We start from the raw sequence: 26,426 nt of genomic DNA, 5'->3' as shown, positions 1-26,426 counted from the left end.
CCACGCACGAGCGCAGGTGTTTCTTGCCCTGTGCCTTCGCCTCGTCGTCGCTATCACCAACTACGAACGCGGAGACAATCCAGGAAGTACGATCATCACGGTGTGAGAACTCTTCTATGACACCCTCACTCTTCGCTAATGCAGCTGTTTATCCATTCGATAGCGACCTGGCCATCCATTTCGGTGAATCGATCGATTTCTCGATGATGAGCGATGGCGTTGCGGAATTCTGCGAAGTCCTCAAACCGGGTTTGAACCGCTGATTTCGATGGTAGATAATCCCCAAAAACGTCCCAGCGAGCGTTGATAATCTTTGCGTAGTCCATCACGTTACAGAAGTCAAGTTTGTCTCGATCAGAGTCGACAGTGAACTCGGGATTACTGTCTTGCTCCTCGCTAATACGCCGCTGAACGTTCGAGTTCACATCGTTCGGGACTTCACCCCAGAACGTGCCTCCATCGCTTGCTAGAGTGAGTTCTGTATCAATGAAGTCCCGAACCAAAACCTCCGTCTCTTTGACGGCGCTCTGAGGGTCATTTCGGAGATCAGACTCGAGAGCAGAATACTCCCCGATTAGTTCCATGAATTCGGAGTATACGAGTTCCGCCCGCTGTTCCTGGAACGTATCATAATCGTTGTCCCAGATACCCGAGTCCTCGTCATGGGGGATAAGGTGCGAATCCATGATTCGCTCAAACTCATTTACATCATTTGCGAGTCTTCCAAAGTACTCTTTTGCGGAGGTGTCCGAGAGACGGCGGTTAAGCTCGGCAGGAATGAAGGTAATGTCCATAATGCTCTTCCGCTCCTTTTTCGAGTAGTCTAACCCCCGAAGATAGGCGTTCGGAAAGATGTGATGCTTGTTGAGACGGAAGTCAGCGTACTCGTTTTCCGTTAGGTCGATTTCTGAGCCGTCCTCGAAGTGAAGAGGTCGGTTCCGTGCAAGGAGACAGAGGAATGCATTCCTGAGGCCTGAAGTGGACCGCTTGATATTGGTCGTTTTGAGGCGTTCTGTGCTAATCTGCGGCGTGAAGTTGATTTCAACATCTTCTCCTGCGATGATCCTGTCGATCAGTTTGCTATCTTCAGTCATTCTGGTCTGTGCAGAACTGCTGTACCGACCCGAGAGAGCGACCCGCCAGAACCAGCGGTCTATCTGTTCCTGGTGGTCTGGGTCGACATTCCTGCGATCTGTCTCATACATATAATATGCGAGCACAGGAATCATTCCTTCGTACGGAATGAACTCGGACCGTTTCACTCCGTGTTGTTTTCTGAGATAGCCAATCGCGGAGATCATAGCCTCCTTGGTATCCTCCCAGTTCTCTCTGACATCATCGGGATCGAGATTCTTCTGAGCGTCCGTGCTGCACGTTCCATCAATGTTGAGAGCCAGGGTCTGGGTCACGGTACCTCTGTCAATCTCCCCGAACCCGATCTGGTCTAAGTGCTCGAAAATATCCTCGTCGATGCGGCTACGAAGATTGAAATCCCTTGACCAGATGTTGGCGTTAACTATATCGAAGCGGCTGAGTCGCGTCCCTTTCTGATTGATCCGCTCGAAGATGTTTATGACGCTCTCAACTTCGTTCGTCTTGACGATGATAAGCGGGAGTTCGTATTTCGTCAGCGCATCGTTGCAATCAGTGAACGCCTCATATCGATCGCCCTCTAACTCGTCGCGAACCTCCCGTTTGTCGTCCCAGATGTCACAGACTCGTACAAGGTGGTCGGCTTTGCCTTCTGCAACTTTGAACGTCTCTTCGTCAAGGTCAAAGACGATGCGGCTGTAGTCCGTGTCCGCATATTTCATTCCGTTGAGCGTAACGTAGAGCGAGGTTAGCCGTTGTTGGCCGTCAAGCACGAAACTGATTTCGGGGAATTCGGACCGCTGGATTTCTTCAAGTGAGGGCTGCTGGAGTTCGTCGACATCTCGGAAGAAGTCCCACATATCGTGCGGGACTCGCCAGAAGAAGAAACTCCCAATGGGGTAACTCTTGTAGATACTGTCGAAGAGATCGACGACGTCGGTTCGGTCCCAAACGAATTCTCGCTGGAACTCTGGAATGCGGTATTTTCCTTTCCCGACCTGAGTAATTACGTCGTCAAGACGTCGGTCATCGACGTCCAAGCTCACATTCCGCATAGAGAATCACATTCGCAGTCGAGTTATAAATCTGTGTGGTTGACCCTTTTCCGCCCCGTCAGCCAGCGTATTCTTGAAACAACCCGGAAACGTGGGTTCAGAGAACTATAACCCGAATACTGCACGCCGTTTAGACTACCAGCTCTATCGTTCTATGAAACGTGGAAACGACACGCCACGCCTTATCGGACACTTCTCCGTCTAGTGAGATATGTCCGAGGGATCTCCATCGAGGTCGCGATCAACGAAGAGCGAGCTGGCGGTGAACCAGCCGACGCGTGGCGCAGACCGCAATCAGCAGTCACTCACCGGGACGGCCGACCAGCCGCCTGACGAGTTCTTGTTTCCCTCACTCGATAACGGCATCACGCTCCTCGATATCGAGGGAGGGCGTGGCGTCCCCATTCTCCAGTCGCTTGTGCTCGACCACCTCCTGCTGAGCGACGGACCGGCCTTCTGGATCGACGCCCACGGCCACGCGACAACCACCTCACTCGCCCGCCTCACGCCCAGCCAGCGCTTACTCGACCGGATTCACGTCGCCCGCGGCTTCACCGCCTACCAGCACTACGGCGCGCTCTGTGACCTGCCCGACGCCGTCAACCAGCACGTCCAGCAAGCCACGGCCGCGGACGCTGTAGCAACGCACCGAGAACGGCAGAGCCACGAGCAGGAGACCTCGCCACACACGCCGTCGCTCATCGTTGTCCCGGCGCTCGATGCCCAGTACTGGGACGACGATACCCTGGGGGAAGAACACGCGCAGACGCTCCAGGCGCGAGCTCTCGCTCGTCTCAGTACCTATGCACGGGGCTACGATGTCCCCGTCCTCGTCACGCGCACGACTGCCAACGAGTTCACGGCGCCGATCGAAACGACCGCCGATCATCATCTGGAGTGTGAACAGACGCGGATGGGGCCACGTTTCGTTGGCGACGAGTTCGAGACGCTCGTCTATCCCGTCGACGGCGGCGCGTACTACCAGACCACATTCGCGTACTGGCGGAAGATGCTCACTGCCCGTGCCGACCAGGTGGGCCTCCAGCCGGCGTCACCCCCTACCCCAGGAGATTCCGGCGGAACTACCGATATCGGGACCGGCGTCATGGCCGACGGCACGAGTATGACACTCACCACGAACCCACTACTTGACGCGTGGGCCAACACAGGAGGTCGGTGACGGTGGGGCGGACGAATCCGACGTTCCGGGATGCGCTTCGCGCTATCGAAGAGCGGTGGGGAGAGTATCGCCGTGCGCTCCGGCGCCGCGACCAACCTCGGTTCGACCAGCTGTTCACGTACGCCCGCGAGCACGCCGACGCGAGCGGATTGTTGAACCACCAGAACCCCATGCTTCCGTCGCTTCTCAGCGTCGATCTCGAACAGGAGTCACGCCTCGACGCACATGACGAGCGCCTCGACGATATCGAGGATGCAATCGAGGCGCTACGAAAGCAGCACGACGAAATGGACGACAAGCCACAGCCAGCTGACGACTGATACCGATGCCGTTCAAAATCGACTTCCTCGACGACCGCGTCCTCGAATGGGAAGCGACGACCGACGGCGCCGTGGCCACTGAGCGCCGGGACTACACACCGCGGTTCCATGTCGCCGCTCGCTCGCCAGAGACTGACGTCGATCTCTCTGGACTTCAGGCGTTCTACGAGCGCCATCCGGACGTCGTCGCGACCGAGTACGTCGACCGACACCCTGGATTTCGTCGTGACCTGGAGCGGGTCCTTGCCGTCGACGTTTCACACATCGACCGGGTGACGGCGCTCGCCCGCCAGACGCGCCAACTCTCCGAATACCCCATCGGCGATATCGCCTGTTTCAACGTAGACTTCTCGCGGGAGTTCCGCTACTGTCTGGAGAACAACGTCAATCCGACGCCGGCGAACGAGCTGTCGACGCTCCACCTCAGTATCCCGGTGACCGAGACGAACAGTAAAACCTACACCGAACTCGGCGTCGACGGCGAGACCGTCACGGGCCCGCCGGAGGAACTCCTCGCTGCTGTGCAGGACGCGCTCGACGTACGCGACCCGGATGTCCTTGTGTGCTCGACGAGCGAGATCATCCCGACGCTCTACGCGATGGCTCGCGACGCCGGCGTCGACGGCTTCACGCTGAGTCGGTGGCCCAACGTCGACTACCAGCAGCTCGCCGGTCGGTCGACGTATTCGAGTTACGGCCGGGTGGGACACTCCCCTGCCCGCTACAACGTGCCGGGACGGGCTATCATCGATGAGTCGAACGCGTTCTTCTTCGGTGAGACGAACCTCGACGGCATCCTCGACCTCGTCACTCGGTCGAAAAAGCCAATCCAGGAACTCGCGTGGGCGTCGATTGGGAACGTCCTCACTGCCATCCAGATCTGTGAAGCACACAAGCGCGGTGTGCTGACGCCATGGAACTCCTGGCGACACGAGTTCTACAAGCCGATGACCACGCTTCACGACGCTGACCGCGGTGGCTTCATCTTCGCGCCCGAAGTCGGCCTCCACGAGGACGTCCACGAACTCGACTTTTCGAGTCTCTATCCGAATATCATCTGCACGCGGAACGTCTCGCCCGATGTCATCCGGTGTGACTGCCACAGCGACCGCGACGATGTGCCCGGCCTCGGCTACGCGATCTGTGACGACCGCGGCTACCTCGTCGACGTCCTCCAACCAATCATCGATGCGCGCGACGAGATCAAGACCGCAATCCGTCGCGAAGAACAGCGGGAGAACCCCGACCAAGACTGTCTCGACGAACTCGAGGGGCGGTCGGCCGCGCTAAAGTGGATTCTCGTCGCGTGCTTTGGGTATCAGGGATTCAGTAACGCGAAATTCGGCCGAATCGAGTGCCACGAAGCAATTAACGCGTTCGCTCGGGAGATCCTGCTCATCGCGAAACAGCGGTTGGAAGCGGGCGGATGGCGCGTCGTTCACGGGATCGTCGACTCGATCTGGGTGACGCCCGACCCGGACGTCAGCGACGACGAACGAGGATCACTGGAGACGTTGGCCGCCGAGATTACGGACACCGTCGATATCCGTCTCGAATATGAAGCCGAGTACGAGTGGGTAGCGTTCGTGCCACAGCGCGAGAGCGACGCCGGCGCGCTGACGAAATATTTCGGGAAGGTTGCGGGCAAGGACGAGTTCAAGATACGCGGCATCGAAGCCCGGCAACGATCGACGCCCGGATTCATCGAAGACGTCCAGCGCGACTGTCTCGAGATTCTCGGTCAAACGCAATCTCCGGATGTGGTAATTAATCGCTTGGAACGGGCGATTTCGGAGCTTCACGCTGGCGATGTCGATTCCGACCGACTCGTCGAACGGAACCGTGTTTCCAAGCCTGTCGAGGCGTACACGCAGTACACCCAGAACGTGGCGGCACTCGAGCGTGCTCGGGACCAGGATCTCGCTGTCCATCCCGGTCAAGATGTCGAGTACGTGGTCGTCGACGACGAGAAGGCATCACGAGAACGTGTCGCCCTTGCTCACGAAGAGACGGACCAGTATGATCCATCGTACTATGAGACGCAGCTGGTCCGAGCTGTCGAGAGTATTATCTCACCCTTGGGATGGGATCGGTCGGATATCCGACGAAGGTTAGCAAAGACACGAACGACTAAGATCACCTCGTTCTGACCCTGCGGTTGCAACAAGATACAGCTGGAACCACACACCCCCCTCGTTCGGAATGAGATTATACCCTCCATACCACCTGATTAGAAGCTGAGTTTCCACCCGATGAGAAGGTTGCAGTAATGGATTCGTTGGGTATACGCCCTCGACGTATGGTCTACTGCTTCGATTCAAAGGATAGAATAGCTGTACTTCCAGTGTTAGGCGTATTCACGAATACTTCTAACTAGTGCCGTATTCTACTTAGTGGGCTCTTAGCGTAACTAGGTAATAAAGCTAGGGTAGTAACTAGACAAGTGATCCTTCGAAGTCTACGCTATCTTGCGGTTTGGAGAGAATGGCTCGTCCTAGTTAAGAACCGCCTAGTTGATTGATGGAAGATCGCGCCCATACGGTCAGTCTTACGGGATCTCATTCCGAATCAGGGGGGTGTGTCCCTCCAACTCCAATCTCCATCCATCCTGTTTAAGCTGGCATCAATATCGTCCATTAGTTCGGGGAACAGCTCACTCCGAATCAGGGGGGTCTCTTTAGCATTCCCGATTCTTGGCTGATGGACCAACTCGTACTACCTCATTCCGAACGAGGGGGGTTGATCTGAACCCGCTGATCATTTGAGCTGCTGGCAATCCTCTCGTTCTAGGAAATAGCTCACTCCGAATTAGGAGGGTGAGGTCATCAGGAGACGCAGATTTGAACGACACCTCACTCTGAATCGGGTATCATCGGGTATGGCGGTGCCACCTATCGATCTTCCGCTGTTTAGCACCGATATCCAACGAATCTCATTCCGAACCAGGGGGGTAACGACTAAGTAGGTTCCTTCCCAGGATGAATCTATGACAGACAACGAGGAACCAGATGGTGGAGGTGACTCGTCTATCGCGGACCAACAGCTGGATGATTTCGATACAAACAGGGAGGGCAGTTCTGCTTCTGAAATCTCGTCGACCTCGGAGGAAATCCAACGACAAGACTCGAACGATCCGGCAAATGACCCGTTGTTCGTTCGGGAGGGCGATGAAGACGGTTCTTCAACTCATATCTGGGCAGATCGGGATTTACTCTCAATTGGAACAGTTCCTGGCCCTGATCGCATCGTCGGTCGTGACACGGAAATCCAATCGGTTGCTGGAGAAATCCGACATCTCATTCACGAATCACAACCAAACCACGTCGTCATTTATGGGGAAACCGGAACTGGAAAATCACTTGTCAGCCGACACGTGTCCGACCGTCTCGTTGATACTGCCACGGCACGTAACGTTCCCGCTGCTAGCGTCTACGTTGAGTGCAAGAAGAATAATACCGAAACACGAGTAGCCCGAACAATCGCTCGTGCGCTAAGCGACAAATCTGATTCTGATATAGATATCCCTCGTATCGGTTTAGGTTCCGCCGAGTACTACGATTACGCCTACGACATCATCGACGAGTACTACGATGGGCTCATTGTCATCCTTGACGAAATCGACATGGTTGATAACGCTGAGGGCCTCCTCCATGAACTCTCGCGGGCTCGAGAAGCTGGTCACACCGACGCCTATATCGGAATCATTGCTATCAGCAACGACATCGATTTTGGACAAAAACTCAACGCACGCGTTCAGAGTTCGATGCGGACAACGGACTTCGTCTTTGAACCATACCAAAGCGATCAGATCGAACAGATCCTGGAGTATCGACGAGACGCGTTCCATGATGGTGTCGTTCAAGACGGCGTCATAACCGAGACTGCCGACCGGTCGGCGGATGAACACGGTGATGCGAGAAAGGCAGTCGATGTTTTGCGGATTGCTGGTGATATCGCTGACGACGCCGATGCAGAGGTCGTTAGTCCAGAACATGTCGACAAAGCAGTCAAGCGAGCAGAGGTCAATCGAGTCAAGGAGACGATCGAGAGCACCTCACCCCAGTCTAAACTCGTTCTCTACACTCTCGGTCGCTTGACTGGCTCGAATAATCGCCGCTTCCGCACCTCTGGTATCTACAGTCAATACGAGACGACCTGTGGCGACGTCGGTGCTGATCCTCTCTCATATGATCGAGTGAGCCAAATTCTCAGCACGCTCGCGCTAATGGGGATTTCTGAGTCACATCAGGTCGGTGGCGGACACAAACAGGGTGTCTACCTGGAACACCAGCTTATCAAGGACAAAGATGTAGTGATGAAGGCAGTTGTAGAGAGTGATGAACGGCTTTCAGAACTTCACAACGGCACCTACGAGATTTGATTAAGCATCATGAGGGTTCATTCTACCTAGAACCCTTCTGCTGAAGCTCATTCCGAATCAGGGGTGTCAAATCTTCTGAGAAGTGAACAAGCTCACTTCGAATTAGGGGGGTTGTTCTCGAGAGAACCAAGTTAGCTAATCGTCTGGACTGACCGGTCCTTTGTACTGCGAGCGCACCTTCTCGCCTTCCCGCCACTGCCAGTAGTAGTAGCGGTTGTCGTTGATCTCCTTGATCGTGATTGTAGCCTTCGAGGGGACGTCGTCCGGAAGATCCTCCGGTCGCTCCTCGATCTGTTCTTCCTCGTCCTGTTCGGCTAGTCGGGCTTCGCGTTCGCGATGTTCGGCGAGCCCCTCGGCGTACTGGGCGATATGCTGGAGCACCTCCGGTGATTGCTCATTGAGCATCTCCACGACGTCGTCGGGGATTTCTTGCGGTGGGGTTGGTGACGAGAAAGACATGGATTACGGCGTGTTAACCAACACTGGCACTGGAATCTTAGTGCTGTTGGTTAACCTGGGTATTTATCGAATCGAGAGCTCTTCGAGAACCGCTACTGTTGCTTCGAGTTCCCTCCGCCGGGCTTCTCGTTCGTCGATTTCCTGCTCTAGTTCGAGAATCCGCTCCGAAAGCTGCTCCGTCACGTCTCCAGTCGCCGGAAGCCGTCCATCAGGACGTGGGGCGGTTCCGCTCCGAATCTCGATGTCGACCCGCCGTAGATGCTTACAGCCACCGCTCGGCCGGCGCTTCGTGAAGTCTGGACACGTACACGTCTTGCTCGCGACGTCGACCTCGTAGGTGTTCCCCGACGCCGACTGCACCTCGTACACACCACCTTTCCTGAGCAATGAGACGTCCATCTCCTCAGTTCGAGCGCGCTCGGTACGGGGTTGGCTGTCTTCCTGGTGGTCTTCATCGCTAATCGACGGCTGCTGCAAATCTCCTCCGGGAGTCGTGGTCGTGGAGGTGGCAGCAACAACGCCGCCATCGGCGGCTAATCCATCTCGTTCGTGTTCGTCTCGATCCATCTCTTCAGTCTCGCTTGTCTCATTTCGTCCGGACATGGATTGGTCTGGGTCTGTCCGGCGTGACGAACTCGGTCACGCCGCCACTCTTCGTCGGCGGAAAAACAACTCCTGAAACGCGCCAGCGCGGATACCTCCGCTACTTCGTCTGCCGGAGAGACACAGACTCGTTACCCATCGACGGTTTCGATGAGTTCCTTCGCAGTCGATCCGATTCGACCAAGCCGTTCTTGAACTGCGTCTGCGTCGTCGTCCTGCCACGCGGCCAGGTAGAACGCGGACCCGCTCGTATCCAGTTCGAAATACCGCCCGACGATGTAGGCGACTGCCTCGGCCTCAACCTCGCGTTTCGCCCGCTCGGTCTCGTCGGTGACGTCTGCGTGGAGGAGCGCGTGAGCGTACTCGTGGATGAGTGTCACGGCGAGATCAGCCTGATTCGTACGGGCTTTCGCCTCGACGACTGGTTGGAGATCACGCTTACTCCGGTATTTGCAGACGCCCTTGGCGTCGCTATGCTCCCAGTCGACAGCGTCGACGATGCGGACCGTCACGTCGATCTCAGCGGCTGCATCCTCGAGTGCGGGTACTAGGTCGTCGGCGTCGCCAGTCGCCTCAGTCTCCAGCTCAGGAAGCGGCTCACCCTCGGTCTGAGACACGTCGAAGACAGCAGTTGGCTTGAAGCCGACAAGCCCTTTCGACCACTCGTCAGGCGATGTCTCGTCGTACTCACAGTCGCTTTGTTCATGGTAGCTAGGCGAGTTCTCGCACTCGGGACACTGCTTGGTGATGATCGGGGCCCAAATCCAGATGGCCTGTTCGCCCTCCTGGACGTGCCGGTCGAACTCATTCCGCCAGGTGTTGTAGCCGGCGACCTTCGTCGCCTCGGGACACTGGAGATTGATGAGGAGCGTGTTTCGATGGGAATAGTCGTGGAAGCGACTCTGGACGTCGAGCCACTCCTGGAACTCCTCGCTCGCCTGCGCATCGTCAACGTGGTCGACGAGCTCGTCGATCCACGCTTCGATGGTACTGTGCATCTCGTCATGTCGAGTGTCGGTCTCCTCGAATGAGACCGACGGGTCACTGGTCGTAGCCATAGTGTTCACCGAATCGAATTCACGGCGATTGCGTCAGTTCAGGACGCGCCGCACCCCTTGGGGCGCATAAAAAACTCGCGGCGGCGGTCACCGCAAGGCTGCTTTCTCGTCAGCGAAGCCGACCGCCACGAGGTACTCGAGGAACTCATCGAACTGTTCCACGTCGCTGGGGGTGTCGGCCGCGAGGTGTCGTACCCACTCGATGGCCCACTGGAACGCGGGATCGGCTCCGCCCTTTCCGTGGATGTACCACCAGCGGGCGGCCTTCAACACGACTAGCGGATTCGTCGGTGGCTGCTCGCCGGCTAGCTCACGAGTAACCGATCGGATTTCCTCGGGCACCTCGCCGGAATCGACCTCGCCGGATTGGGTGTTCGCGACATCGACTGGAATCTCATCAATCGAGACGTCGTTCGTACTCTGTTGTTGACTCACAGGAGTTCACCTCAGTGTGAAGGCCTTTTTCGAGCCCTCGCCCACTCCGGGGGCACGAAAAACCGCTTGTGGCGTCATGCGGGCGGGAGGTACACGCTCTGCTCGCCGGCGAGCTCCTCGAGATTGTTCCGATGACGATGTGCGAAGTAGCAATCATAGCTGCAGTAGCCACAGATCTCGCCCGTGTCGTACTCAGCGATGTAGGGGCTGCGCCGGGTCATCCAGACGTTCGCCTCACATTCAGTACATGCAGCACCATCGAGATGGGTCGGTGACGGGCCATGATACTCGAGTTCAAGTCCATCCTCTTGGGGCGTCGACTCGGGCCAGACGCCGTGTGCCTGCCAGAACTCGCGAATCTGGGCAAGGCCATGGCGAACGGTCTTCCGAACTGTCATGTGCTCGGCGTCGCGACCGCTGTCGTCCCAGCCGTCCGACGTCCAGAACTCGCCGAACTGCGCCCCACGATGCAGCCCGTTCCAGTCGAGGCCGACGATGTCGGCAGGTGGGTCACCCGTCAGCGTCGGTCGGGTGAGCTGCTCGATCACATCGAGTTGCTTGGGTGGACTGCCACCGAGAATATGGACGCGCCGCCCGCGCCAATCAGCAGGATCAGAGAACTCGTGAGCGAGTCGATCAGCGTATCCCCGGGAGTACCCGACGACGAGGTCATCGGGGACAGCGTGGATCGCTGCCTGGCACTTCGGGACGATCACGGGGTCTGCGTCCGGGTAACTTCCCTGGATCTCGCAGGCAGCAGCAACGTATTCGTCGACCTCGTCGACGTCGTAGGCGTCGCCAATCACACCGACCTCCGGTTCGTATTCGAAGAAGCGCTCGATATACCGATCGAGGTCGGGATTTCGAAAATCGTTGTCGAGCATCCCGACCGGTAGGTCCAGGTCTGTGTACTGCTGTTGTTGGTAGGTACAGTCCTCGCGAAAGCCCGTGAGAAAGCCGAGCCGGAATGCGTCAAGCGCAAATGGAACCCGGTGGAGGAACGCCAGGTGGTCAGCCTGCCGAGCGGCTGTAATTTCAGTCGCGATGCTGCTGGTCGGACGTGCTGAGAGCGCCATCTCGAATCACCCAGAAGATGCAGGGTTGATCGCCCCGCGCTCGCTCTCGGGGCGAGAAAAAACCACGAGCAGACGCCAATCTTAACCAACAATAAGAGCTAGCCGCTTCTGATGTTGGTTAACTCATCGGTGGTATCGAGCCTCGAGTGGGTCGATCTCTCCGGCGTGGACGAGACTCGTCTCTGAGTCCGCCTCTTCGTGAAGAAGATCGACGAGTGCGAACTGCGCGCAGGCAGTGAACGAACACGCCTCGTTCTGACACCAGACGTCGGCGTAGGCGATGTCGGTCTGCTCGCCTGCATAGACGGGTTTCCCAATACCAAGCTGCGAGTCGCAGCCGTCGCGAGGGCAGATCGGTTCGATACGCGTGAATGTGGGCGTGTCTTCCATTGAATTCATCAGTAAGGGTCGTAGCTCGGCGTGATATCGCCGGTCAGGACGCTGCTCTCGATGGCGTTGCTCTCGCCGCCTTCGAGGTCGATGATGCGATAGACGGCGTCGCCGCTCCACTCGCAGTCTTCATCGGAACACTTCGCGCTCGCGTACGCGCCATTCTCGTTGTTCAGATGGACACTCAGGAGATCGAGACGCTCGCTGCAGAGCGGACACTCTGCTGGCACCTGCGCGTAGCGATACCCCGTCGCGATGGTGATGTCGTCCTGGTCCACTTCGACGCCGTGGCGCTCCCCGATTCGGTCACGGACTGCTACGCGAAGATCGTCCAGGAGTGCATGGCGCATTTCCTCATCGACGGGTAGCTCGACGCCGTCGACGGTGATCGTCAGCCGGTACGCTATCGTCTGGGTTGTATCGTCCATTCTGGTCACCTCTGGGGGCACATTCGCCTGCGCCCGCGCCCCTCTCGGGCGCTCAAAAACTACCTCGTGAAGGGCCAGTGGTGGTCTCTGATGACCTCTCTGCCGGATCAGGAGCTTCCCCGAGTACGAATTCTTTTGGCGCTATCGCACGTCCGTTACGACGCCATGAACGTACTCATCGCAGGATCACACGGCGGGGTCGGCCAGCATATTACTGCGGTGCTGAGCGAAAGCGATCACACAGTCCAAGCGATGGTGCGCGAGGAGTCACAGGTCTCGGAGATGGAGGCCTTCGGCGTCGAGGTGGTCGTCGCGGACCTCACCGAGGACGTCTCCCACGCCGTCGACGGAAGCGACGCGATCATCTTCGCGGCGGGGTCTGGTGGCGAGGACGTCGAAGGCGTCGATCGAGACGGTGCAATCAGGCTAATCGACGAAGCCGAAGAGCACGGTGTCCCGCGCTTTGTCATGCTCAGTGCGATCAATGCCGACAACCCTGAGGAGAGTCCCGACGCGCTTCGGCCGTACCTCGAAGCCAAACTGGCGGCTGATGAGCATCTCCAAGCAAGCGAACTCACGGAGACGATCGTCCGACCAGGGGAGTTGACCAACGAGTCCGCAACCGGGCGGATTGAGGCAGCCCGTCGGGTCGAACGCGGCCAAGTCACCCGCGCCGACGTTGCCCGCACGCTCGGTACCGCACTCGACACGGAGAACACCTACGGGAAGACCTTCGAGATGATCGAAGGCGACGAACCAATCGAGAGCGCGCTCGAAACCGTTTGATCAGATTCGCCTTCCTCTGGCGCTGGTGCGACGGCCTTTCTGCACTCGTCGCCGACTTCCTCACAGCGAACGGCATCGGCATCATCCCGAAATTCATCTCGGAGGGACTATTCTATGACACCTTCCGCTAACGAGCACGTGTCCTTCCGAACTCTCGTTCAGCGTTCAGGGCCGTAGATGATTGCTGACCGGCTTTCGTAGCCGCACTCTCGACATTCGAACCACCGTTGGACTTTCGCGCCGTCAGCACTCTTCTGGCCGACGACGACGTCGTCGTTCGGACACTCTGGACAGGGTAACTCAGGGTGGGGTCGCTTTCGGAGTTCATCGCGAAGCGAGGTAGCTTCTTTCGTCTCGAATCCGCGCGACCACACCGGGTAGCCGTCGACGAGGATCGCGGCACGCCACTTGTGGATATACGAGTCCGGCGCTCGGTGAAACACCGCGTGCGCGTTGGTCTCTGTGTTGCGATACGCTAGCTTCGGGGTACGGCTCTCACGCGTCCAATTTGTAATTCGTGGCATGGGTACTGATGCCCCCGCGTTCGGGAGGCTCGCAGTCGCTTGATTCGGGGATTGACTAGTCTCGCGAGTCGATATCTCGCTTCTCACCATCACTTACCCAACACAGCCAGTCGAACGAACTGGTTGTTGGTTACTCCTCGAAGAGACAGCGATCGGATGCATCGTCGCCGGCGAGCGTCTGCTGATCCTCGGTAGTATCGGCGAAGAGGTTCGACTGATCACTCTCGGACGATTGTTCTACCTCCGGACGGTCGTCGACGCCGAACTCACTCGCCTCGGGCCGATCGAGCCGTGAATCACGGTCGCGGTGGTCCACGTCCGCACCGAAGTCCTCGAGGGAGGTTTCGACGCTCGTCCCGGTCACTTCGAGCTGGCCATCGTCTCCGAAGGCGGTCTGCTGTTGAATCTCGATTTCCGGTCGATTGCTCATGTGAATTGAGCCTCCACCCACTGGAGGCTCCGAAAAACTTCCACGAGCGTTGTCTCAGCCCTCTTCTTTGCGGTGTTCGCTGGCTCTGTGTTCGAGACGCCGGAGAATCTGGACCCGATTCTGGTGGGTGTTCTCGTAGGCAACGCAGGCCCGCAGCGTCTCCATGTCGTGAATCGTCACGATGCCGGCGTTGAGAAGTCCCGTATTCGATGGTTCGAGACGCTGTTCCGGTGATAGGCCGCTCGATTCCGTGGATTGCTCTGAGGAGTTGCTCACTGAGTGTCGCCTCCGCTCCTGCTGAGGCGACGAAAAAACAGCGCCGGACTGAGAATGTCAGAGAGTAGTTTGTGCATCCTCGTTTCGCGTCGTGTGGCGAATAGGCTGAACGCTCAGTACAGGTAGTACACTTATCGCTCGGTACAAGCTAAATATATAATGGATGGCGAGCGTAGGACTTGATATGGCTGACTCCGACAACCTCACTGAATCCGAAATTCGGCGTGCCGTGAGGGAGGAGATGTCAAGAGCGGGACGGTCAGTTCTCTCAACTGTCTTTTGGACGATACTGGCAGCATTCACGATCCTCGTTGGCCTTCAAGCGGTTCAAATGGCATTCTACACAACTGGTTTGGCTGTTGTGGCCTTTGCAGCGGTCGGTATACTCGTTACGGGCGCTAGCATCTATCTCCTTTATCTCCTTCACTGGGCCTAGCAATAGCTGATACTACGATTTTTGAATCGACTCGCCCCATTCGCACACACATTGAACAGATAGTTCAGTCAAAACGAGTCGAAATTTGTGGCCTGCCAAATCGTTTTGTGAGACCCGCTAGACTGCTCACTCGTCTTCTTCCTCGGGTTGGATTTGGCGGGCGTCCTCGGCGAGTTTGTAAACGTACGCTCGAAGGATCTCCATGTCCTCTCGGGCGTCTTCGAGCGTTTTCGCTTTCACCTTGGCTTTGATCTGGTCTTCATCTCGTGTCCCGGTTCCGCGCTTGAGCTTCACGGTCAGCGAGACACCGACGTCGCTGCGTTCGACGTATTCCGTTGGTGACGGCCGCTCACTGTTCTCTATCGATTCGACATCCGCACGAGACGGCTGGTTGTGTTCCGACATATGTTACTCTCAGTGATTGGTGCTCAGATAGACGGTGCGGCCGCTTCGTCGGATGTCTCGCGAAGGACTGCGTCGATGTCACTGCCGGTGAGTCGCCAGCGCCCGCCGGGACCAGTGCAATCCAACTGGCTTACGACCTGGTTTTTGAACTCCGTGTATTGCGCTAGCGCAACCTCCTCGTCGTCGGAGTAATCGAGCAGGAGCGCGAGCGCGAGTTGTGCCGGGCCACTGCCCCCGTATCCCCATTCGAAGCCAGAGGGACTGTGACTCGCCAACTCGAGACTCCGATTTGGAGTGAGCCGTTCCTGACCGGGCTGTTTCTCCACGATGGCGCGGCCTCGCTGTCGATAGCCGACGTAGACGACGTCACGGTCACTTCTCGGGCGTGTCTGTTCGACTGATTGTGAGTCGATAGTTCCACTCATCGTTCTATTCGAGGTGTGCTCGTTCGAGCACCCCCGCACCCCTCAGGGGGCGAAAAAAATGCTCTGCGGTCACTGCACCACGGAGCAGCTGGCCGGTTTGTTCCCTCAGAAGTGGATGTCCGCCGGCACAATCCAGAGATCGTCACTCTCGTCGAGAATTCGCTCCAACTGGCCTCGATGCCGGATGCCGCTGCCATGTTCGTCATACAGGCAGACCGAAGGCCCGTCGTACGCACCGACCTGGTGGAATGCGTGCCGGGCGAGGTCCGCATCGCGCATGATCTCCTCGTCGCTGTGTTCGTCGAGTGCCTCCTTCACCCGGTCGAGATTCCGCTGAAACTCCTCTTTCGTGGCTTCCCAGCCGCGTTCGAGCAGCTCCTCGCCCTCATCGGATTCCACAGAAGCTGCAACCGGGAGATCACCCCAACGGGCCGTTCCAGCGACCGTCGTGTCCTCCTCGTCAAAGCACACGTAGTAATCGAAGACAGCACCTGCGTGTGGCACGGCGCCGACGAGTCGATCGAACACCGTCTTTCCGGTGGCGAGCGCATCATCTCGTGTCGATGCCTCAACTAGCGTGTAAATGACCATGTGCATCGGTTGTCACCTCGGTCTGCCGACGCACGCGACTCCGCTCCGCATCACTGCTTGGTGCGCCGGCACCCATCGCCGGCGCTCGATAAACACCGCCGGAATACGCGCTCGCTAGGCGTCGTCTCGTTCCGACCCAGTGATCTCCTCGACGGTGATCGTCAGGTCACCGGTTTCGTAGTCGGCGTCGAAATCGACCGCGAACGCCGCCGATTCGTACGCTGCGTGGTAGGCGCGGTGGAGTGCGAGTGTTCCAGTCGCTTTGAAGTGGAAGAACGCGGCTGCCGTGTACGGTTTGCTCGCGGTTTCGATCTGCGATTCGACCGATGCTTGCAGCGCGATCTGCGGCGTATCGGTGTCGATCCCGGCGGCAAAGGCCCGAGCTTCGTCGACGCTCGCTTGCGAATGCTCGGGCGTCTCGCCAGTAAGAACATTCACCGGGGTCTCTGTCTCCTCGGTGAACAGGACGTCTTCGAACGTCTGCGTACCGAGGATTGCCTCGGGGCCTAGCTCACAGTCCTCGAACGAGTCGTCAGTAGATTGCTCGGACATGGTATCACGAAGCCCCACGTGGGGCTCAGTCCGTCAGCCCCCGATAAACGACTCCTCTTCACCTGCCAAGGGATGATCACCAGTTATTCGCCGATCGGGTCGAGTCCGGTCAGATCGGCGTGAAGGACCTCACCATTGCGGATGACGTACCGCTTGGCGAGGACCGGAAATCGACACTTCGTATACCCGGCCGTCTGGATGTCGAGTTCCTGGTCGCCATCGATGTACTCCGCGAGCTGCCGGAGGAACTCGTGGGTCACGATCCCACCGTCATAATCGGGGAGACCGTTCTCACGCGCTTCGTACACCTCGAAGCTATCGTAGCCCCAGATGATGAGTTCGCCCTCCTCGTCTACCTCCCAGTTGAGGGTCCCGAAGCAATAGCTCTCACAGAGCTGACGGACTGCTTGTGCGTCCGATACAATCGTGCCGGTCGACGTCGTCGCTGCTTGGAGTGTTGCCATAGGTTGTACTCGAGGGCGCTTTCCTACCCCCGCACTCCTCAGGGGGTAACAAACGTACTGCGGTTACTGGGTTCTGGAACGGGACGGTGGATGATTCGCTCCTCTCGAATGTGCGGAAAGCGTTTAGAAGACCTCCCAAGCAAGTACACGCACGTATCGAGATCTGTTGTGATACCGGCCTTCGGTCTATTGGCCTACGTTCCGAGGGGCAGATATGGGCCTAGAACACTCGCTGAACGAAGCCATCTACACCCTCTTTTCGTGGGTGCGGGGCAACCGTACTCGGGATAGAGACAAGCTCATGGAACAGATCAATCACTCATTTGTGAATGTGCGACGTTGAGTTGATTGCCCAGTTTCTGAAAGCGTGAGAAGGCCGAACGCAGAGATGCCGAGAGCGAGGGCAGCGAGACCGGCGATGAGGAGCGTATCGGTGTAGCCCACAATTGAGGCAACAGCAACGAACACTGGCGGGCCGAGGGTCGTTCCGAACTGAAGCACGCTCGTTCGGATACTCATGATTCCGCCGCGGAACGCATCGGGCGCGAGTGTATTCAGTGCTGTATCGGTGATCGGTTCCGCGAATCCCTGCCCGATACCGAAAAGGAACAGTGCGCCGGCAAGGACGGTGATCGAGTGGGCGAGTGCAGCGAGCGTCATCCCGATACCGTAGGTCACAAAACCGAGTGTGATGAGCCGCGGGGGTGAGAGATGGCGCATGAGACGGGACGACTGTGAGGACGTCACCCCCATCGTCACCGCTGGGAGTCCGAGCAACAGCCCGATCATCCCAGAAGAAAGGCCGTAGGATTCGTCGAGAATGAACGGGACGACCGTGAGCTGTGCGCCATAGAGAACAAAGAAAATGCCGAAAATAGCGACGTACAACCCGAGAGCCGTCCGTGTTGGGACCGATTGAGCTGCGTTAACGACGTACGACAGTCCGGACGAATCCATGCTACTCTCGGGTTCAGGGAGAATCGCAGAGCCGGCAACGGCGACGACAATACCGAGTGCGAAACAGACGAACGGCGCGGCCCACGAGAGCAGCGCAAGGCCACCGCCCAGTAAGGGGTAGCCAGCCGCGCCGATGGCGAGGATTGCCGCGTTCAGTCCAATGAGACGACTCTGCTGTTCCCCCGAGAACAGGTCACCGAGCAGCGTCACGGTGAGACTCATGATGGCACTGCCAGCGGTTCCCTGCACGACGCGGAGACCGAGAAGCGTTGTGAATTCGTCGACAAACACGACTGCAATGCCACTCACGCCAAACAAGAATAGCGAAGGGACGAGCACACGTTTGCGACCAACGCGGTCGGCGATGAGACCGATGAACGGTGTGAGAACGATACCGGGCAAGGTAAATGCCGAGATGAGGAGACTCGCTTGACTCGCCGAGATGTTCCATGCTGCTTGAATCGTCGGCAGTGCTGGGCTGATGAGGGAGACGCCCATCACACTCACGAGCGTACTCGCAAAGATGATGAGGACTGTCTGTGATTGCTGGATGTCTGTGAGTGGGTTGGATAGAGCTGTTCTCATGGATGTTGTCGTTCGAAATTCGCTTGCCGATACTACATCGAATAGCGCTGTGTACGGTAGTGGGGCGTGAGTGAGATACCGCCGAGGCAACGGTCAGCGTTATCCGGTCCACAATCAGCGTACTGGCGGGCCGACAGAAACCGCGTGCCAACGCAGTTGCATACTCGATACACCGTACTTTCTCCAAAATGGGTCAGACTGAGTTTCAAACTTACGTACTCGCCTTCGTAGTCGCGGAGCTGTCTTCACCTGCGTTCGAGATAAAGTGAGTACATGATGATAGCCAATCCTATCGCAACAAGGACGCTATTGATTAGAATGCCCAATTCGAGTGAGACGGAGAGGATTTGATGTGCAATTCCTGCGAGCAGCGCGCCGAACGTGATAACACCGAACCCGATCCCGAGCGCTCGCAGTGAGGGCGTGCCTGTTCGTCGATACGCCTTGTACGCGATATACGTGATACCGCTCCCCAACAGCAGGATCACCGTCTTCACGACGACAATGGCCGGTCCTGTCCACATCATAACTCATCCCCCATCTTCGACCAAATATCTTCGAGGCGTTCGTCGGGGCTCCGTGGTGGGCGTTTCACGGCTACCGACAAGTCGTCTTCGTCGTCCATAGAGATGGTCACATCGTCGAAGTCTCGTTCGTATCGCGTAGTTCGACCCCCACCAGGATTGATTGTGTCCTGTTCGCGGACGAGGGAGGCTCGACTAAGGAGTTCTAGTTTCCGGTACAACGTCGATTTGGGTATGTCACAGGCGTCGATGAGTTCGTTCGCGGTCATGGGTTCAGCTGTTTCACGGAGGATAGCTCGACAGTTGGCGTCGTCCAGCGCATCAAGGACATTCTGCAACGATGGAGAGTCCTCAGATGACGCGGGATCGCTCACCATACTCTAATTTTAGACGGTATTGGGGATATGGCATCCGATTACAACTCAAACAATGGAGAGTGGACGTAGTCTGGAACAGAAATCGGCTCCTCGAGAGTATCAATCGCATCCATCTCAAATCTGTCTGACTCCATTCTCAGTGACCTCATAGCGTCCTCGGCCGCGTGAATGGATATATCCCTTCTCGTGTAGACGAGCACAGGTTCAGTACCTCACAAAGCATTGCCAGTTAGTGTGACCTGAGCCACCTGTTTTGTTGTGGTGAGTCGTCGATCACGGTTGAGCAACGCTGATCGAAGGCGGAGCTGTCGCTGTCGGCGGCGCTCAGCCGCCGACGCGACAGCGTTGCCACTTGCGACGACGCTTGCTCGGTCGGTGACTACCGGTAGAACCGGTCATCCGGTGGCCGGTTCGCGGGGACGGCCCGACGCACCGCGAGGGCCGTCCACGCGGCCCGTCGAACCATATTCACGAACTCCTTGTACGGCCACCACCACAGGCGACGCCCGCCTCGGCGCGGCGTCGCCACGTATTCGTAGTGCAGATACCGCCAGACGTTCTGCAACAGCAGACTCACCACGACGTACAGCAGTCTCACCGTTGCATCTCGCGTCGTTGTCGTCGCTATCGCTTGCTCGGACAACCGATAGCTCGACTCGATACCGAACCGTTTGCTGTAGTGGTATCGAGCGTCGCGTGGACTCTCGATGAACGGCGCGTCAGCGGCGTAGCCGTGACGCGCCACGCCGTGGTCGTCGTACTTCCCGTTCAGGTACGTACAGTCGATGTAGACGGGAAACTCGACGGTCCAGCTGTGACCGTCGAGTTTCCCTGTCAGATCGTGTTGGATGACGCGACTCCACCCTTCCGAGAGTTCCTGCTGAATCGTCTTTCCCCACTGAATGATCGGGACTACGTAGGCGTAGTTGTGCGCCTGAAGCAGCGTGAGACACTTGCTGTCGTAGAATCCGCGATCAAGGTAGACGGCCTTGACCTCGGTGTCAAGGCCGTCTAGGACACCGAGGAACTCAGCGAGGACGCTGCTGGCGGTGTCGCCGTCTTCGAGACGGCGCACCGCCAGCGTGTAGCGTTTGTTCTTCACACGCGCGTAGAGTGTGGCGTAGGCGTGGAATGCGGTGGTTCCACGCTTCGCCTCGGAGTGATAGAGGTTCTCCGTGTCGTCTTCATCACCGTAGTAGGGCCGCAGGTGGAGGTCTGCGCAGACCTCCACCTGCTCGGGGAGCAGTTCGACGATGTCTCGGCGAAGAAGCGTGTTAGCGACTCGTTCGAGCCGCTCCGGCTCGAACTTCGTCCGTAGATGATAGAGAATCGTGTTCGCCGATAGCGAGTCTTCACTGGAGTTGCACAGCGTGGAGATCGAGGTCCCGTCGGCGGTCGCGCCGACGAGGACCTCGTAGATGTCCTCTGCATCGATTTCAGCGTTGTTGGCGAGATTCAGAGAAACTTCCTCGTCAAGGCAGTTGACGAGGAAGTTAAGGAGCTGGTCCTCGTGAATCTCACTGTCTGCTTGCTGGGTCGTAGACACACCTTCAGCAAGCAGACGTTCTAACTAAGCGGCTTTGTGATGTACTGATAATGGGTCTGGTGAGGATGTGAATGTCTCAATCCCTGGTGGTGGAGAAGAACACAGAGTTATCTTCCGTGGAAAAGCCATGAACGGTGGCAGGGATAACGGCGGTGGGGTCAATAAAGAAGGGGACATATCGATAATCAGTGTCACAAGCCAGGGTGGAGGTCAGGGCCAGGGTGGAGGTCCACCAGGCCAAAGTATTAATGTTGAATTCACCGTTAACACAACCGCTACTGATGCGGAAGTAAGAGTAGAATCTTGGAGCGGTTTAACTCTCAGAGATAGCATTACGGTAAAGGTAGCCGCGCAACAGCCTCAGACGGTGTCAGTTAGTGGAAGGAATCAGGCCAACCGAATAGAGGCCATTTTGTATGAACTCTTGGAGGGGGTCAACCCTAACTATACTGTAACGAGTTATTAGCGGGCACAACTGCCCCAATCAGCGAAACTGCCCAGGAAATGCTGTTCTGAGCAAAGCGGCTCTGTTGAAATTCTCAAGAAGTGGCACATTCCGGCTGGCTGTTGTCAGTATATTTCCTGTACTTACCGAAGTTACGCATCACATCGAAGCGGGTTCTTACCAGCGAATCCTGAGTGAACCAGCGTATGGGGGCCAGCGATACTGTTAAACGTAAGTCAATACCAGTCTCTATTATGTGTGCGTCGGAGAAGGAGAGGCATTTAGATCAAACTGTAATGCGGCCGTTTCGCGCGGCAGTCGAGAGTACGGGCCACTCTATCTATTGGACGGACACCACTGGGACAATCGAGTACGTCAACCCAGCATTTGAGGAGCAAACTGGATTTAGTGCCGAGGAAGCAATCGGCAGCAACGCCAACATCTTGCAGTCTGGCGTCCACGGTGACTTGTTCTACGAACGGCTCTGGGATACGATACTGTCCGGTGACGTGTGGCAAGGCGAAATCATCAACGAGCGAAAGAGCGGCGAGCGGTACGTCGTCAAACAAACGATTTCCCCGATTACAGACGACGAGGGGGACATCACCCGGTTCGTCGCTGTCAACGAGGACGTCAGCGATCTTCGAGAGGCCCAAGAACGAGTTGAGCGCGAACGCGATCGCTTTGCGGACCTCTTCGATGCTGTTCCTGTTCCACTCGTGCTCACCCATCTTGAACAGGACGACCCGGTAATCAAACAAGCTAATCAGGCATTTCGAGACAAATTCGGATTTACGGGGCGTGAATTAGGTGGTGCATCCCTTGATCGGTTAATTGTCGATGACGCGGATACGGCGGAAGCACAGGAGATTAACGACCGGCTTACCCAAGGGGAACGTGCTCGACGGGAAGTCACGCGTCAGGCTGCAGATGGCGAGTACCGGACGTTTATTTTGAACGCGACGCCGCTCGATGGAGAACGAGACGAACTGCTAGCCACATATATTGATATCACTGATCGGAAACAGCTTGAGGATGAACTTCGCGATCGGACTGAAGAATTACAGGACTTTGCGAACGTCGTTAGCCACGACCTCCGCAATCCACTTAATGTGGCAAAGGGGCACGTCGATTTAATCGCTGCAGAGTCTGACAACCCCCAAATTGAGCGGATACAGAATGCACACGCACGAATGGAAGAGCTCATCGAGAACATCTTGATGCTAGCGAGCCAAGGCGAGACCATCGATGAGACGGAGCCTGTGTCGCTTGACGACTGTGTCTCCCGAACCTGGAAGACAGTAGCGACACAGGGGGCGGACTTAGAGATTGAGACAGAGCAAACAGTGGCTTCCGACGAGAATCGGCTGCGCCAACTGTTCGGAAATCTCTTCCGGAACGCTATCGAACATGGCGGCAACGACGTCACAATCACCGTCGGCGACCTCAATAACGGCTTCTATGTTGCCGACGATGGATCCGGAATCCGCGCCGAGGAGCGCGACCAAGTCTTCGAGGCCGGCCACACAAGCTCGGAAACCGGGACCGGGCTCGGGCTATCGATCGTCAAAGAGATTGCTGACGCCCACAACTGGACTGTATCCGCTACCGACAGTAGCGAAGGCGGTGCCCGATTCGAAATCACCGGCGTGCAATAGATACCGACGGTTGAATCCTTACGGGAGAACAGCGACCGTCAGTGCCAACGCTTGGGATTCCTTCGGCTTCGGCAGGAAGAGGATGTTAATGGTCGCCAGATGGGGGTGAATGTGTTGAATTGGCGACCGATAATTTCGGTTGGCGTTACGCGGTAGTTGTCCATTCTGACCTTGCCAGGTGTTGTTTTGGGGTAGATGTTCAGGGTTGGAATAGAGGCGTTTTCCGTGATTGCTGTGGTGGCCTTGATTTCGTCGTCTTTGAGGACAGCCTCAATCGAACCGTGCACAAGGACGCTCTATGCTGGCTGTTCGTCGTAGACCGTCAACGCCGCAGTCTCCGTTGTCGAAATTGGAGGGGTCAGAGGAGGGGTCGGAGCGGACTATATTGGATGTTGAATCAGTGAATACAGGTGAACTATCATTCAATAACTTGAAGTATGCACCGAAACATATTCGAGTCCATAAGGAGTGCGTACTGATATGACTACAGAGTTATCACGGGCAGAAAGTGATACATTACTCTTCGAGTCGGGCGTGGGTGTTTTAGCGCTCACTGACGGGACAGAAGCGTATTCAACGCCCATGTCATTTGGCTACGACGGTGAGGCACTGTACTTCCAATTCGTCTATACACCGGAGAGCAAGAAAATAGCGTATCTCGAAACAACAGAGACAGCGACGTTCACGGTCTACGAGGAACAGCCGGCAAAGAGCGTCACTGTAAGTGGAACACTCGAACCGGTTCTTGAAGACGAGGAAACCAAGGCCGCCACAGCAATCACGGAAAACGCCTCTATTCCAACCCTGAACATCTACCCCGACACGGCACCCGATGAGTTCACAGTGGACTACTACCGCTTAACGCCAACCGCAATCACCGGCCGACAGTTCAACATTTTCACCCCCAACTCCGAAGACCAATAAGCAGATATACTGAACGGGCGTTTCATCGCTACCACTGAATAAAGAACCCGTATTGGCAACTACTGCTAATCGAGATACTGTTCCAGTTTCGTTTGAATCGAGTCTTCGTCCACATCCACTTCCTCACCACCAATCTCCAAAGATTCCACGTCCCGACCGGTGAGTTGGTCATAAATCCAGTTCCCTAAGAGACCTGCAGATACACTAGTGCCGAATTGTAGGACCCATTCGGATATCTCGGGGCCGCCAACTCCTTTCTGGATTCTCGTCCCCTGATAGGTAATTTTCGTGTCGCCGTCAATCGTGTTGGACATTCCTGTTTCGACCCGGTTTTCATCAGGGTCGAGCAGGTCTACGGCTAGCATCCGGTCTCGGGCAGCTATCCTGATTGCCGTGGATTCAGTCATATTTACGTGGTGAGTCGATAGCAGCATAACAATTCGAAGAAACTTATCGTTACCATCACCCCATCCCGACGGGACCAGACATACCGTTTCAGGATTCTCGCCACTCGAAACACGCTGACTTGGTTAGTAGCTTGTCTGTACTGAGCGATTCAGGAGAACAAAGGAGTGTGCGAACTGTTCTATGATACCCTGGCGTACTCAATATACAGTCCCCACTTTCGAATGGAGAACAGTTTGGACCACACCCCCCGTGTGCGAAATGGAGAGAGGGTTCTTATTGGCTAATACTCTAGAATAAGGCAATATAGGATTTGGCTCGATATTCAGATCGCTCCGTAATTTTTCGGTACCCCACCCCTCGTTTGGAGTGAGCATCAACAGAACTCATCTGTTTGTGAGTGGGGCTGACGGCAATCTCGACTAAGCCTTCAATTTCTGGTTGACGTTGCTGTCGGCCAGACAGAGGACACCCCAGCGTTTGCAGAGAGGACGAGCCCGTGCGAACAGTTACTCTTCGGGTGTCACGTATTGCTGTTCCCACTCGCGGCGAGCAGTAAGCTCGCGGCGTCCACGCCGGGTGAGCGCATAGGAGTTTGTGCGCTGGTCTATAGTAGAATCTGGAAGTCTTTGTAGTGGCACCCATCGTAGATCGGCGAGCTTAGTCGGTTCTTGAGGATCTGGTGAGAGATGTGAGTAGACACTTCTGGAGATTACTATAGCTCGCCTTTCTCAACCAAGCCCTTGTCAACGAGTGTATCAAGATTCGGATAGAGCCGCCCGTGATGGATTTCGGATTCGTAGTACTCCTCCATTTCAGCCTTCACAGCAAGCCCGTGTGGCTCATCTAACCCGCCAATGACGTACAGCAGATCACGCTGAAACCCCGTCAAATCGTGCATACACCCTAGTTCACGGTAGAAAATATAGGCCTTCGGAACACCTCGACCGTAGTACCTTTGCTATGAGCGGCGCAACTAGACAGGAAGACTGCTCAGAGCCCTCGTCTACCTAGATCAGCCACAGACGACACGCCTGTTGGCAGTCGCTGGTACCAGATAGCCTCTTGGGAGATTAGCGACCTGACTCGCCGTCAGATGACTGCCACTTATTCCCACACGCGTGGATGTTTCCTGCCAGCAGCCGGCGGCCCGGAGCACTCTCGTCTCCCCCCAGCTGTACGCATCCACGCCAACGTAGTGGTCGCTGGCTTCCCGTTCTCAGTAGGTACGTGAGGAAGGGGTATCAGGTGGCGGGTGTGGAGCGTGTGACAACCTCCGCGGCCACCAATCACGACCCATCAACCCGCACAGATAAGCGTACTGGGGCAGCTATTACGCCTGATAACACTGGTCGGGGTTCTCACTACTGTCTCGACGGTGGCCCACCTAGGGCTACTCGTTGGTCCGCGCACGCAACCGCTCGTCGAGGACGGTCGTCGCCAACGACTGCTCAATCGGCGACAACGCCTCACCGCTAGCCAACGCCTCTAGATAGCGTTCTGAGGGTCCAGAGACTTCCCCGAGGCGTTTGATAGCGGCTTCCCGTCGGTACGGGTCGACGGACTCGTCAGTTGCCACCGCTAGCAGGTCCCTCGGGTCCACTGGCAACGCTCCACTGTCCGCGGTGTCTGCCTCTCG

Annotated in this window: 32 protein-coding genes and 3 pseudogenes; 11 read left to right on the top strand and 24 right to left on the bottom strand. The window is 56.7% G+C overall.

The genetic code is table 11. From position 1 onward, the window contains the following. Positions 1-106 (top strand): annotated as a pseudogene (locus NO877_RS18060) (IS5/IS1182 family transposase); the annotation flags it as partial. A 19-nt stretch (positions 107-125) separates the two neighbouring features. On the opposite strand, the gene NO877_RS18055 reads toward NO877_RS18060, so the two are convergent. Continuing rightward, entirely contained in the window at positions 126-2,147 is a 2,022-nt protein-coding gene (locus tag NO877_RS18055) for a GmrSD restriction endonuclease domain-containing protein (protein ID WP_256397703.1), read from the bottom strand. Between the two features lie 211 nt (positions 2,148-2,358). Here NO877_RS18055 and NO877_RS18050 point away from each other — a divergent pair, with 211 nt between their 5' ends. From NO877_RS18050 to NO877_RS18035, 4 genes are all read left to right on the top strand, one after another. Further along, the gene (locus NO877_RS18050; RefSeq protein ID WP_256397702.1) at positions 2,359-3,327 is read left to right on the top strand and encodes a hypothetical protein; all 969 of its coding nucleotides are present in this window, start codon (positions 2,359-2,361) and stop codon (positions 3,325-3,327) included. A 2-nt stretch (positions 3,328-3,329) separates the two neighbouring features. After that, complete coding sequence (locus NO877_RS18045) at positions 3,330-3,647, top strand: DUF8156 family protein (RefSeq protein WP_049892647.1); 318 nt, start codon at positions 3,330-3,332, stop codon at positions 3,645-3,647. Positions 3,648-3,652: 5 nt separating this feature from the next. Next, the gene (locus tag NO877_RS18040; protein ID WP_012289557.1) at positions 3,653-5,797 is read left to right on the top strand and encodes a type B DNA-directed DNA polymerase; all 2,145 of its coding nucleotides are present in this window, start codon (positions 3,653-3,655) and stop codon (positions 5,795-5,797) included. An 836-nt stretch (positions 5,798-6,633) separates the two neighbouring features. After that, positions 6,634-8,028 (top strand): Cdc6/Cdc18 family protein, encoded by a 1,395-nt coding sequence (locus NO877_RS18035; protein WP_012289558.1) that lies wholly within the window; start codon positions 6,634-6,636, stop codon positions 8,026-8,028. Between the two features lie 135 nt (positions 8,029-8,163). Here NO877_RS18035 and NO877_RS18030 read toward each other — a convergent pair whose 3' ends face one another. The 7 genes from NO877_RS18030 to NO877_RS18000 all read right to left on the bottom strand — a co-directional run bounded on the left by NO877_RS18030 (position 8,164) and on the right by NO877_RS18000 (position 12,477). Next, the gene (locus NO877_RS18030; RefSeq protein ID WP_012289559.1) at positions 8,164-8,487 is read right to left on the bottom strand and encodes a DUF6788 family protein; all 324 of its coding nucleotides are present in this window, start codon (positions 8,485-8,487) and stop codon (positions 8,164-8,166) included. A gap of 63 nt (positions 8,488-8,550) precedes the next feature. Further along, the gene (locus tag NO877_RS19965) at positions 8,551-9,090 is read right to left on the bottom strand and encodes a hypothetical protein (protein ID WP_049892637.1); all 540 of its coding nucleotides are present in this window, start codon (positions 9,088-9,090) and stop codon (positions 8,551-8,553) included. 131 nt (positions 9,091-9,221) lie between these two features. After that, a complete protein-coding gene (locus tag NO877_RS18020) occupies positions 9,222-10,148 on the bottom strand; it encodes an ArdC-like ssDNA-binding domain-containing protein (RefSeq protein WP_049892639.1) in 927 nt (308 codons plus the stop codon). Between the two features lie 87 nt (positions 10,149-10,235). Further along, positions 10,236-10,583, bottom strand: coding sequence for a DUF8013 domain-containing protein (locus NO877_RS18015; RefSeq protein ID WP_012289562.1), 348 nt, complete (start codon positions 10,581-10,583; stop codon positions 10,236-10,238). A gap of 74 nt (positions 10,584-10,657) precedes the next feature. Then, positions 10,658-11,659 (bottom strand): DUF6610 family protein, encoded by a 1,002-nt coding sequence (locus NO877_RS18010; RefSeq protein WP_012289563.1) that lies wholly within the window; start codon positions 11,657-11,659, stop codon positions 10,658-10,660. 123 nt (positions 11,660-11,782) lie between these two features. Further along, positions 11,783-12,058: a hypothetical protein gene (locus tag NO877_RS18005; RefSeq protein WP_012289564.1), complete on the bottom strand. Its 276-nt coding sequence runs from the start codon at positions 12,056-12,058 to the stop codon at positions 11,783-11,785. After that, positions 12,058-12,477, bottom strand: a complete 420-nt coding sequence (locus tag NO877_RS18000) for a hypothetical protein (RefSeq protein ID WP_049987713.1) — start codon at positions 12,475-12,477, stop codon at positions 12,058-12,060. The genes NO877_RS18005 and NO877_RS18000 overlap by 1 nt, the downstream gene beginning before the upstream one ends. 165 nt (positions 12,478-12,642) lie before the next feature. Between NO877_RS18000 and NO877_RS17995 the strand changes: the two genes are divergently transcribed. Beyond that, positions 12,643-13,263 (top strand): SDR family oxidoreductase, encoded by a 621-nt coding sequence (locus tag NO877_RS17995; RefSeq protein WP_012289566.1) that lies wholly within the window; start codon positions 12,643-12,645, stop codon positions 13,261-13,263. Continuing rightward, positions 13,260-13,394: a hypothetical protein gene (locus NO877_RS17990; RefSeq protein WP_256397701.1), complete on the top strand. Its 135-nt coding sequence runs from the start codon at positions 13,260-13,262 to the stop codon at positions 13,392-13,394. The genes NO877_RS17995 and NO877_RS17990 overlap by 4 nt, the downstream gene beginning before the upstream one ends. A gap of 27 nt (positions 13,395-13,421) precedes the next feature. On the opposite strand, the gene NO877_RS17985 is transcribed toward NO877_RS17990, so the two are convergent. The 3 genes from NO877_RS17985 to NO877_RS17975 form a co-directional block, all read right to left on the bottom strand. Beyond that, positions 13,422-13,787, bottom strand: a complete 366-nt coding sequence (locus tag NO877_RS17985) for a DUF7568 family protein (protein WP_012289567.1) — start codon at positions 13,785-13,787, stop codon at positions 13,422-13,424. A gap of 130 nt (positions 13,788-13,917) precedes the next feature. Then, positions 13,918-14,217 (bottom strand): hypothetical protein, encoded by a 300-nt coding sequence (locus NO877_RS17980; protein WP_049892640.1) that lies wholly within the window; start codon positions 14,215-14,217, stop codon positions 13,918-13,920. A gap of 54 nt (positions 14,218-14,271) precedes the next feature. Then, a complete protein-coding gene (locus NO877_RS17975) occupies positions 14,272-14,493 on the bottom strand; it encodes a DUF8129 domain-containing protein (protein ID WP_256397700.1) in 222 nt (73 codons plus the stop codon). Between the two features lie 184 nt (positions 14,494-14,677). Here NO877_RS17975 and NO877_RS17970 point away from each other — a divergent pair, with 184 nt between their 5' ends. Continuing rightward, positions 14,678-14,929: a hypothetical protein gene (locus tag NO877_RS17970; RefSeq protein WP_012289569.1), complete on the top strand. Its 252-nt coding sequence runs from the start codon at positions 14,678-14,680 to the stop codon at positions 14,927-14,929. Between the two features lie 126 nt (positions 14,930-15,055). Here NO877_RS17970 and NO877_RS17965 read toward each other — a convergent pair whose 3' ends face one another. From NO877_RS17965 to NO877_RS17925, 9 genes are all read right to left on the bottom strand, one after another. Next, a complete protein-coding gene (locus tag NO877_RS17965) occupies positions 15,056-15,334 on the bottom strand; it encodes a DUF7389 domain-containing protein (RefSeq protein ID WP_012289570.1) in 279 nt (92 codons plus the stop codon). 23 nt (positions 15,335-15,357) lie between these two features. Next, a complete protein-coding gene (locus NO877_RS17960) occupies positions 15,358-15,759 on the bottom strand; it encodes a DUF6166 domain-containing protein (RefSeq protein ID WP_006186966.1) in 402 nt (133 codons plus the stop codon). Positions 15,760-15,864: 105 nt separating this feature from the next. Continuing rightward, on the bottom strand, positions 15,865-16,356 hold the full coding sequence (locus tag NO877_RS17955) for a DUF7995 family protein (protein WP_006186967.1): 492 nt from the start codon (positions 16,354-16,356) through the stop codon (positions 15,865-15,867). A 108-nt stretch (positions 16,357-16,464) separates the two neighbouring features. After that, complete coding sequence (locus NO877_RS17950; protein ID WP_006186968.1) at positions 16,465-16,902, bottom strand: DUF8025 family protein; 438 nt, start codon at positions 16,900-16,902, stop codon at positions 16,465-16,467. Between the two features lie 83 nt (positions 16,903-16,985). Then, a complete protein-coding gene (locus NO877_RS17945; RefSeq protein ID WP_050033547.1) occupies positions 16,986-17,366 on the bottom strand; it encodes a hypothetical protein in 381 nt (126 codons plus the stop codon). Positions 17,367-17,681: 315 nt separating this feature from the next. Continuing rightward, positions 17,682-18,908, bottom strand: a complete 1,227-nt coding sequence (locus NO877_RS17940; RefSeq protein WP_012289573.1) for an MFS transporter — start codon at positions 18,906-18,908, stop codon at positions 17,682-17,684. Positions 18,909-19,153: 245 nt separating this feature from the next. Next, positions 19,154-19,435, bottom strand: coding sequence for a DUF7521 family protein (locus NO877_RS17935; RefSeq protein ID WP_049892643.1), 282 nt, complete (start codon positions 19,433-19,435; stop codon positions 19,154-19,156). Continuing rightward, the gene (locus NO877_RS17930) at positions 19,432-19,809 is read right to left on the bottom strand and encodes a winged helix-turn-helix domain-containing protein (RefSeq protein WP_012289575.1); all 378 of its coding nucleotides are present in this window, start codon (positions 19,807-19,809) and stop codon (positions 19,432-19,434) included. The genes NO877_RS17935 and NO877_RS17930 overlap by 4 nt, the downstream gene beginning before the upstream one ends. A gap of 379 nt (positions 19,810-20,188) precedes the next feature. Further along, positions 20,189-21,355, bottom strand: coding sequence for an ISH3 family transposase (locus tag NO877_RS17925; protein ID WP_211312975.1), 1,167 nt, complete (start codon positions 21,353-21,355; stop codon positions 20,189-20,191). A 67-nt stretch (positions 21,356-21,422) separates the two neighbouring features. Here NO877_RS17925 and NO877_RS17920 point away from each other — a divergent pair, with 67 nt between their 5' ends. The 3 genes from NO877_RS17920 (at position 21,423) to NO877_RS17910 (ending at position 24,382) form a co-directional block, all read left to right on the top strand. Beyond that, positions 21,423-21,821, top strand: a complete 399-nt coding sequence (locus NO877_RS17920; RefSeq protein ID WP_256397699.1) for a hypothetical protein — start codon at positions 21,423-21,425, stop codon at positions 21,819-21,821. 233 nt (positions 21,822-22,054) lie between these two features. After that, the gene (locus tag NO877_RS17915; protein ID WP_256397698.1) at positions 22,055-23,458 is read left to right on the top strand and encodes a sensor histidine kinase; all 1,404 of its coding nucleotides are present in this window, start codon (positions 22,055-22,057) and stop codon (positions 23,456-23,458) included. A 480-nt stretch (positions 23,459-23,938) separates the two neighbouring features. Beyond that, complete coding sequence (locus NO877_RS17910; protein ID WP_256397697.1) at positions 23,939-24,382, top strand: pyridoxamine 5'-phosphate oxidase family protein; 444 nt, start codon at positions 23,939-23,941, stop codon at positions 24,380-24,382. 65 nt (positions 24,383-24,447) lie between these two features. On the opposite strand, the gene NO877_RS17905 is transcribed toward NO877_RS17910, so the two are convergent. The 4 genes and pseudogenes from NO877_RS17905 to NO877_RS17890 form a co-directional block, all read right to left on the bottom strand. Continuing rightward, positions 24,448-24,789: a hypothetical protein gene (locus NO877_RS17905; RefSeq protein WP_256397696.1), complete on the bottom strand. Its 342-nt coding sequence runs from the start codon at positions 24,787-24,789 to the stop codon at positions 24,448-24,450. A 507-nt stretch (positions 24,790-25,296) separates the two neighbouring features. Continuing rightward, positions 25,297-25,398: pseudogene (locus NO877_RS17900) on the bottom strand (PadR family transcriptional regulator); the annotation flags it as partial. Positions 25,399-25,505: 107 nt separating this feature from the next. Beyond that, positions 25,506-25,688: pseudogene (locus tag NO877_RS17895) on the bottom strand (helix-turn-helix transcriptional regulator); the annotation flags it as partial. A 492-nt stretch (positions 25,689-26,180) separates the two neighbouring features. Continuing rightward, positions 26,181-26,390, bottom strand: a complete 210-nt coding sequence (locus NO877_RS17890) for a hypothetical protein (protein WP_256397695.1) — start codon at positions 26,388-26,390, stop codon at positions 26,181-26,183. Positions 26,391-26,426: the final 36 nt, after the last annotated feature.

Source organism: Halohasta litorea (genome assembly GCF_024494645.1).
GTDB classification, from domain to species: domain Archaea; phylum Halobacteriota; class Halobacteria; order Halobacteriales; family Haloferacaceae; genus Halohasta; species Halohasta litorea.
Note: the sequence above shows the minus strand (reverse complement) of the source record. Positions and strands in the feature narration are given on the sequence as shown.

Bases quoted from the DNA above. Each gene is read 5' to 3' on its own strand.
- NO877_RS18055 (WP_256397703.1), bottom strand. From the start codon at position 2,147: ATGCGGAATGTGAGCTTGGACGTCGATGACCGACGTCTTGACGACGTA.
- NO877_RS18050 (WP_256397702.1), top strand. From the start codon at position 2,359: ATGTCCGAGGGATCTCCATCGAGGTCGCGATCAACGAAGAGCGAGCTG.
- NO877_RS18040 (WP_012289557.1), top strand. From the start codon at position 3,653: ATGCCGTTCAAAATCGACTTCCTCGACGACCGCGTCCTCGAATGGGAA.
- NO877_RS18035 (WP_012289558.1), top strand. From the start codon at position 6,634: ATGACAGACAACGAGGAACCAGATGGTGGAGGTGACTCGTCTATCGCG.
- NO877_RS18030 (WP_012289559.1), bottom strand. From the start codon at position 8,487: ATGTCTTTCTCGTCACCAACCCCACCGCAAGAAATCCCCGACGACGTC.
- NO877_RS19965 (WP_049892637.1), bottom strand. From the start codon at position 9,090: ATGTCCGGACGAAATGAGACAAGCGAGACTGAAGAGATGGATCGAGAC.
- NO877_RS18020 (WP_049892639.1), bottom strand. From the start codon at position 10,148: ATGGCTACGACCAGTGACCCGTCGGTCTCATTCGAGGAGACCGACACT.
- NO877_RS18010 (WP_012289563.1), bottom strand. From the start codon at position 11,659: ATGGCGCTCTCAGCACGTCCGACCAGCAGCATCGCGACTGAAATTACA.
- NO877_RS18005 (WP_012289564.1), bottom strand. From the start codon at position 12,058: ATGAATTCAATGGAAGACACGCCCACATTCACGCGTATCGAACCGATC.
- NO877_RS18000 (WP_049987713.1), bottom strand. From the start codon at position 12,477: ATGGACGATACAACCCAGACGATAGCGTACCGGCTGACGATCACCGTC.
- NO877_RS17995 (WP_012289566.1), top strand. From the start codon at position 12,643: ATGAACGTACTCATCGCAGGATCACACGGCGGGGTCGGCCAGCATATT.
- NO877_RS17985 (WP_012289567.1), bottom strand. From the start codon at position 13,787: ATGCCACGAATTACAAATTGGACGCGTGAGAGCCGTACCCCGAAGCTA.
- NO877_RS17980 (WP_049892640.1), bottom strand. From the start codon at position 14,217: ATGAGCAATCGACCGGAAATCGAGATTCAACAGCAGACCGCCTTCGGA.
- NO877_RS17970 (WP_012289569.1), top strand. From the start codon at position 14,678: ATGGCTGACTCCGACAACCTCACTGAATCCGAAATTCGGCGTGCCGTG.
- NO877_RS17965 (WP_012289570.1), bottom strand. From the start codon at position 15,334: ATGTCGGAACACAACCAGCCGTCTCGTGCGGATGTCGAATCGATAGAG.
- NO877_RS17960 (WP_006186966.1), bottom strand. From the start codon at position 15,759: ATGAGTGGAACTATCGACTCACAATCAGTCGAACAGACACGCCCGAGA.
- NO877_RS17955 (WP_006186967.1), bottom strand. From the start codon at position 16,356: ATGCACATGGTCATTTACACGCTAGTTGAGGCATCGACACGAGATGAT.
- NO877_RS17950 (WP_006186968.1), bottom strand. From the start codon at position 16,902: ATGTCCGAGCAATCTACTGACGACTCGTTCGAGGACTGTGAGCTAGGC.
- NO877_RS17945 (WP_050033547.1), bottom strand. From the start codon at position 17,366: ATGGCAACACTCCAAGCAGCGACGACGTCGACCGGCACGATTGTATCG.
- NO877_RS17940 (WP_012289573.1), bottom strand. From the start codon at position 18,908: ATGAGAACAGCTCTATCCAACCCACTCACAGACATCCAGCAATCACAG.
- NO877_RS17935 (WP_049892643.1), bottom strand. From the start codon at position 19,435: ATGATGTGGACAGGACCGGCCATTGTCGTCGTGAAGACGGTGATCCTG.
- NO877_RS17930 (WP_012289575.1), bottom strand. From the start codon at position 19,809: ATGGTGAGCGATCCCGCGTCATCTGAGGACTCTCCATCGTTGCAGAAT.
- NO877_RS17915 (WP_256397698.1), top strand. From the start codon at position 22,055: ATGTGTGCGTCGGAGAAGGAGAGGCATTTAGATCAAACTGTAATGCGG.
- NO877_RS17910 (WP_256397697.1), top strand. From the start codon at position 23,939: ATGACTACAGAGTTATCACGGGCAGAAAGTGATACATTACTCTTCGAG.
- NO877_RS17905 (WP_256397696.1), bottom strand. From the start codon at position 24,789: ATGACTGAATCCACGGCAATCAGGATAGCTGCCCGAGACCGGATGCTA.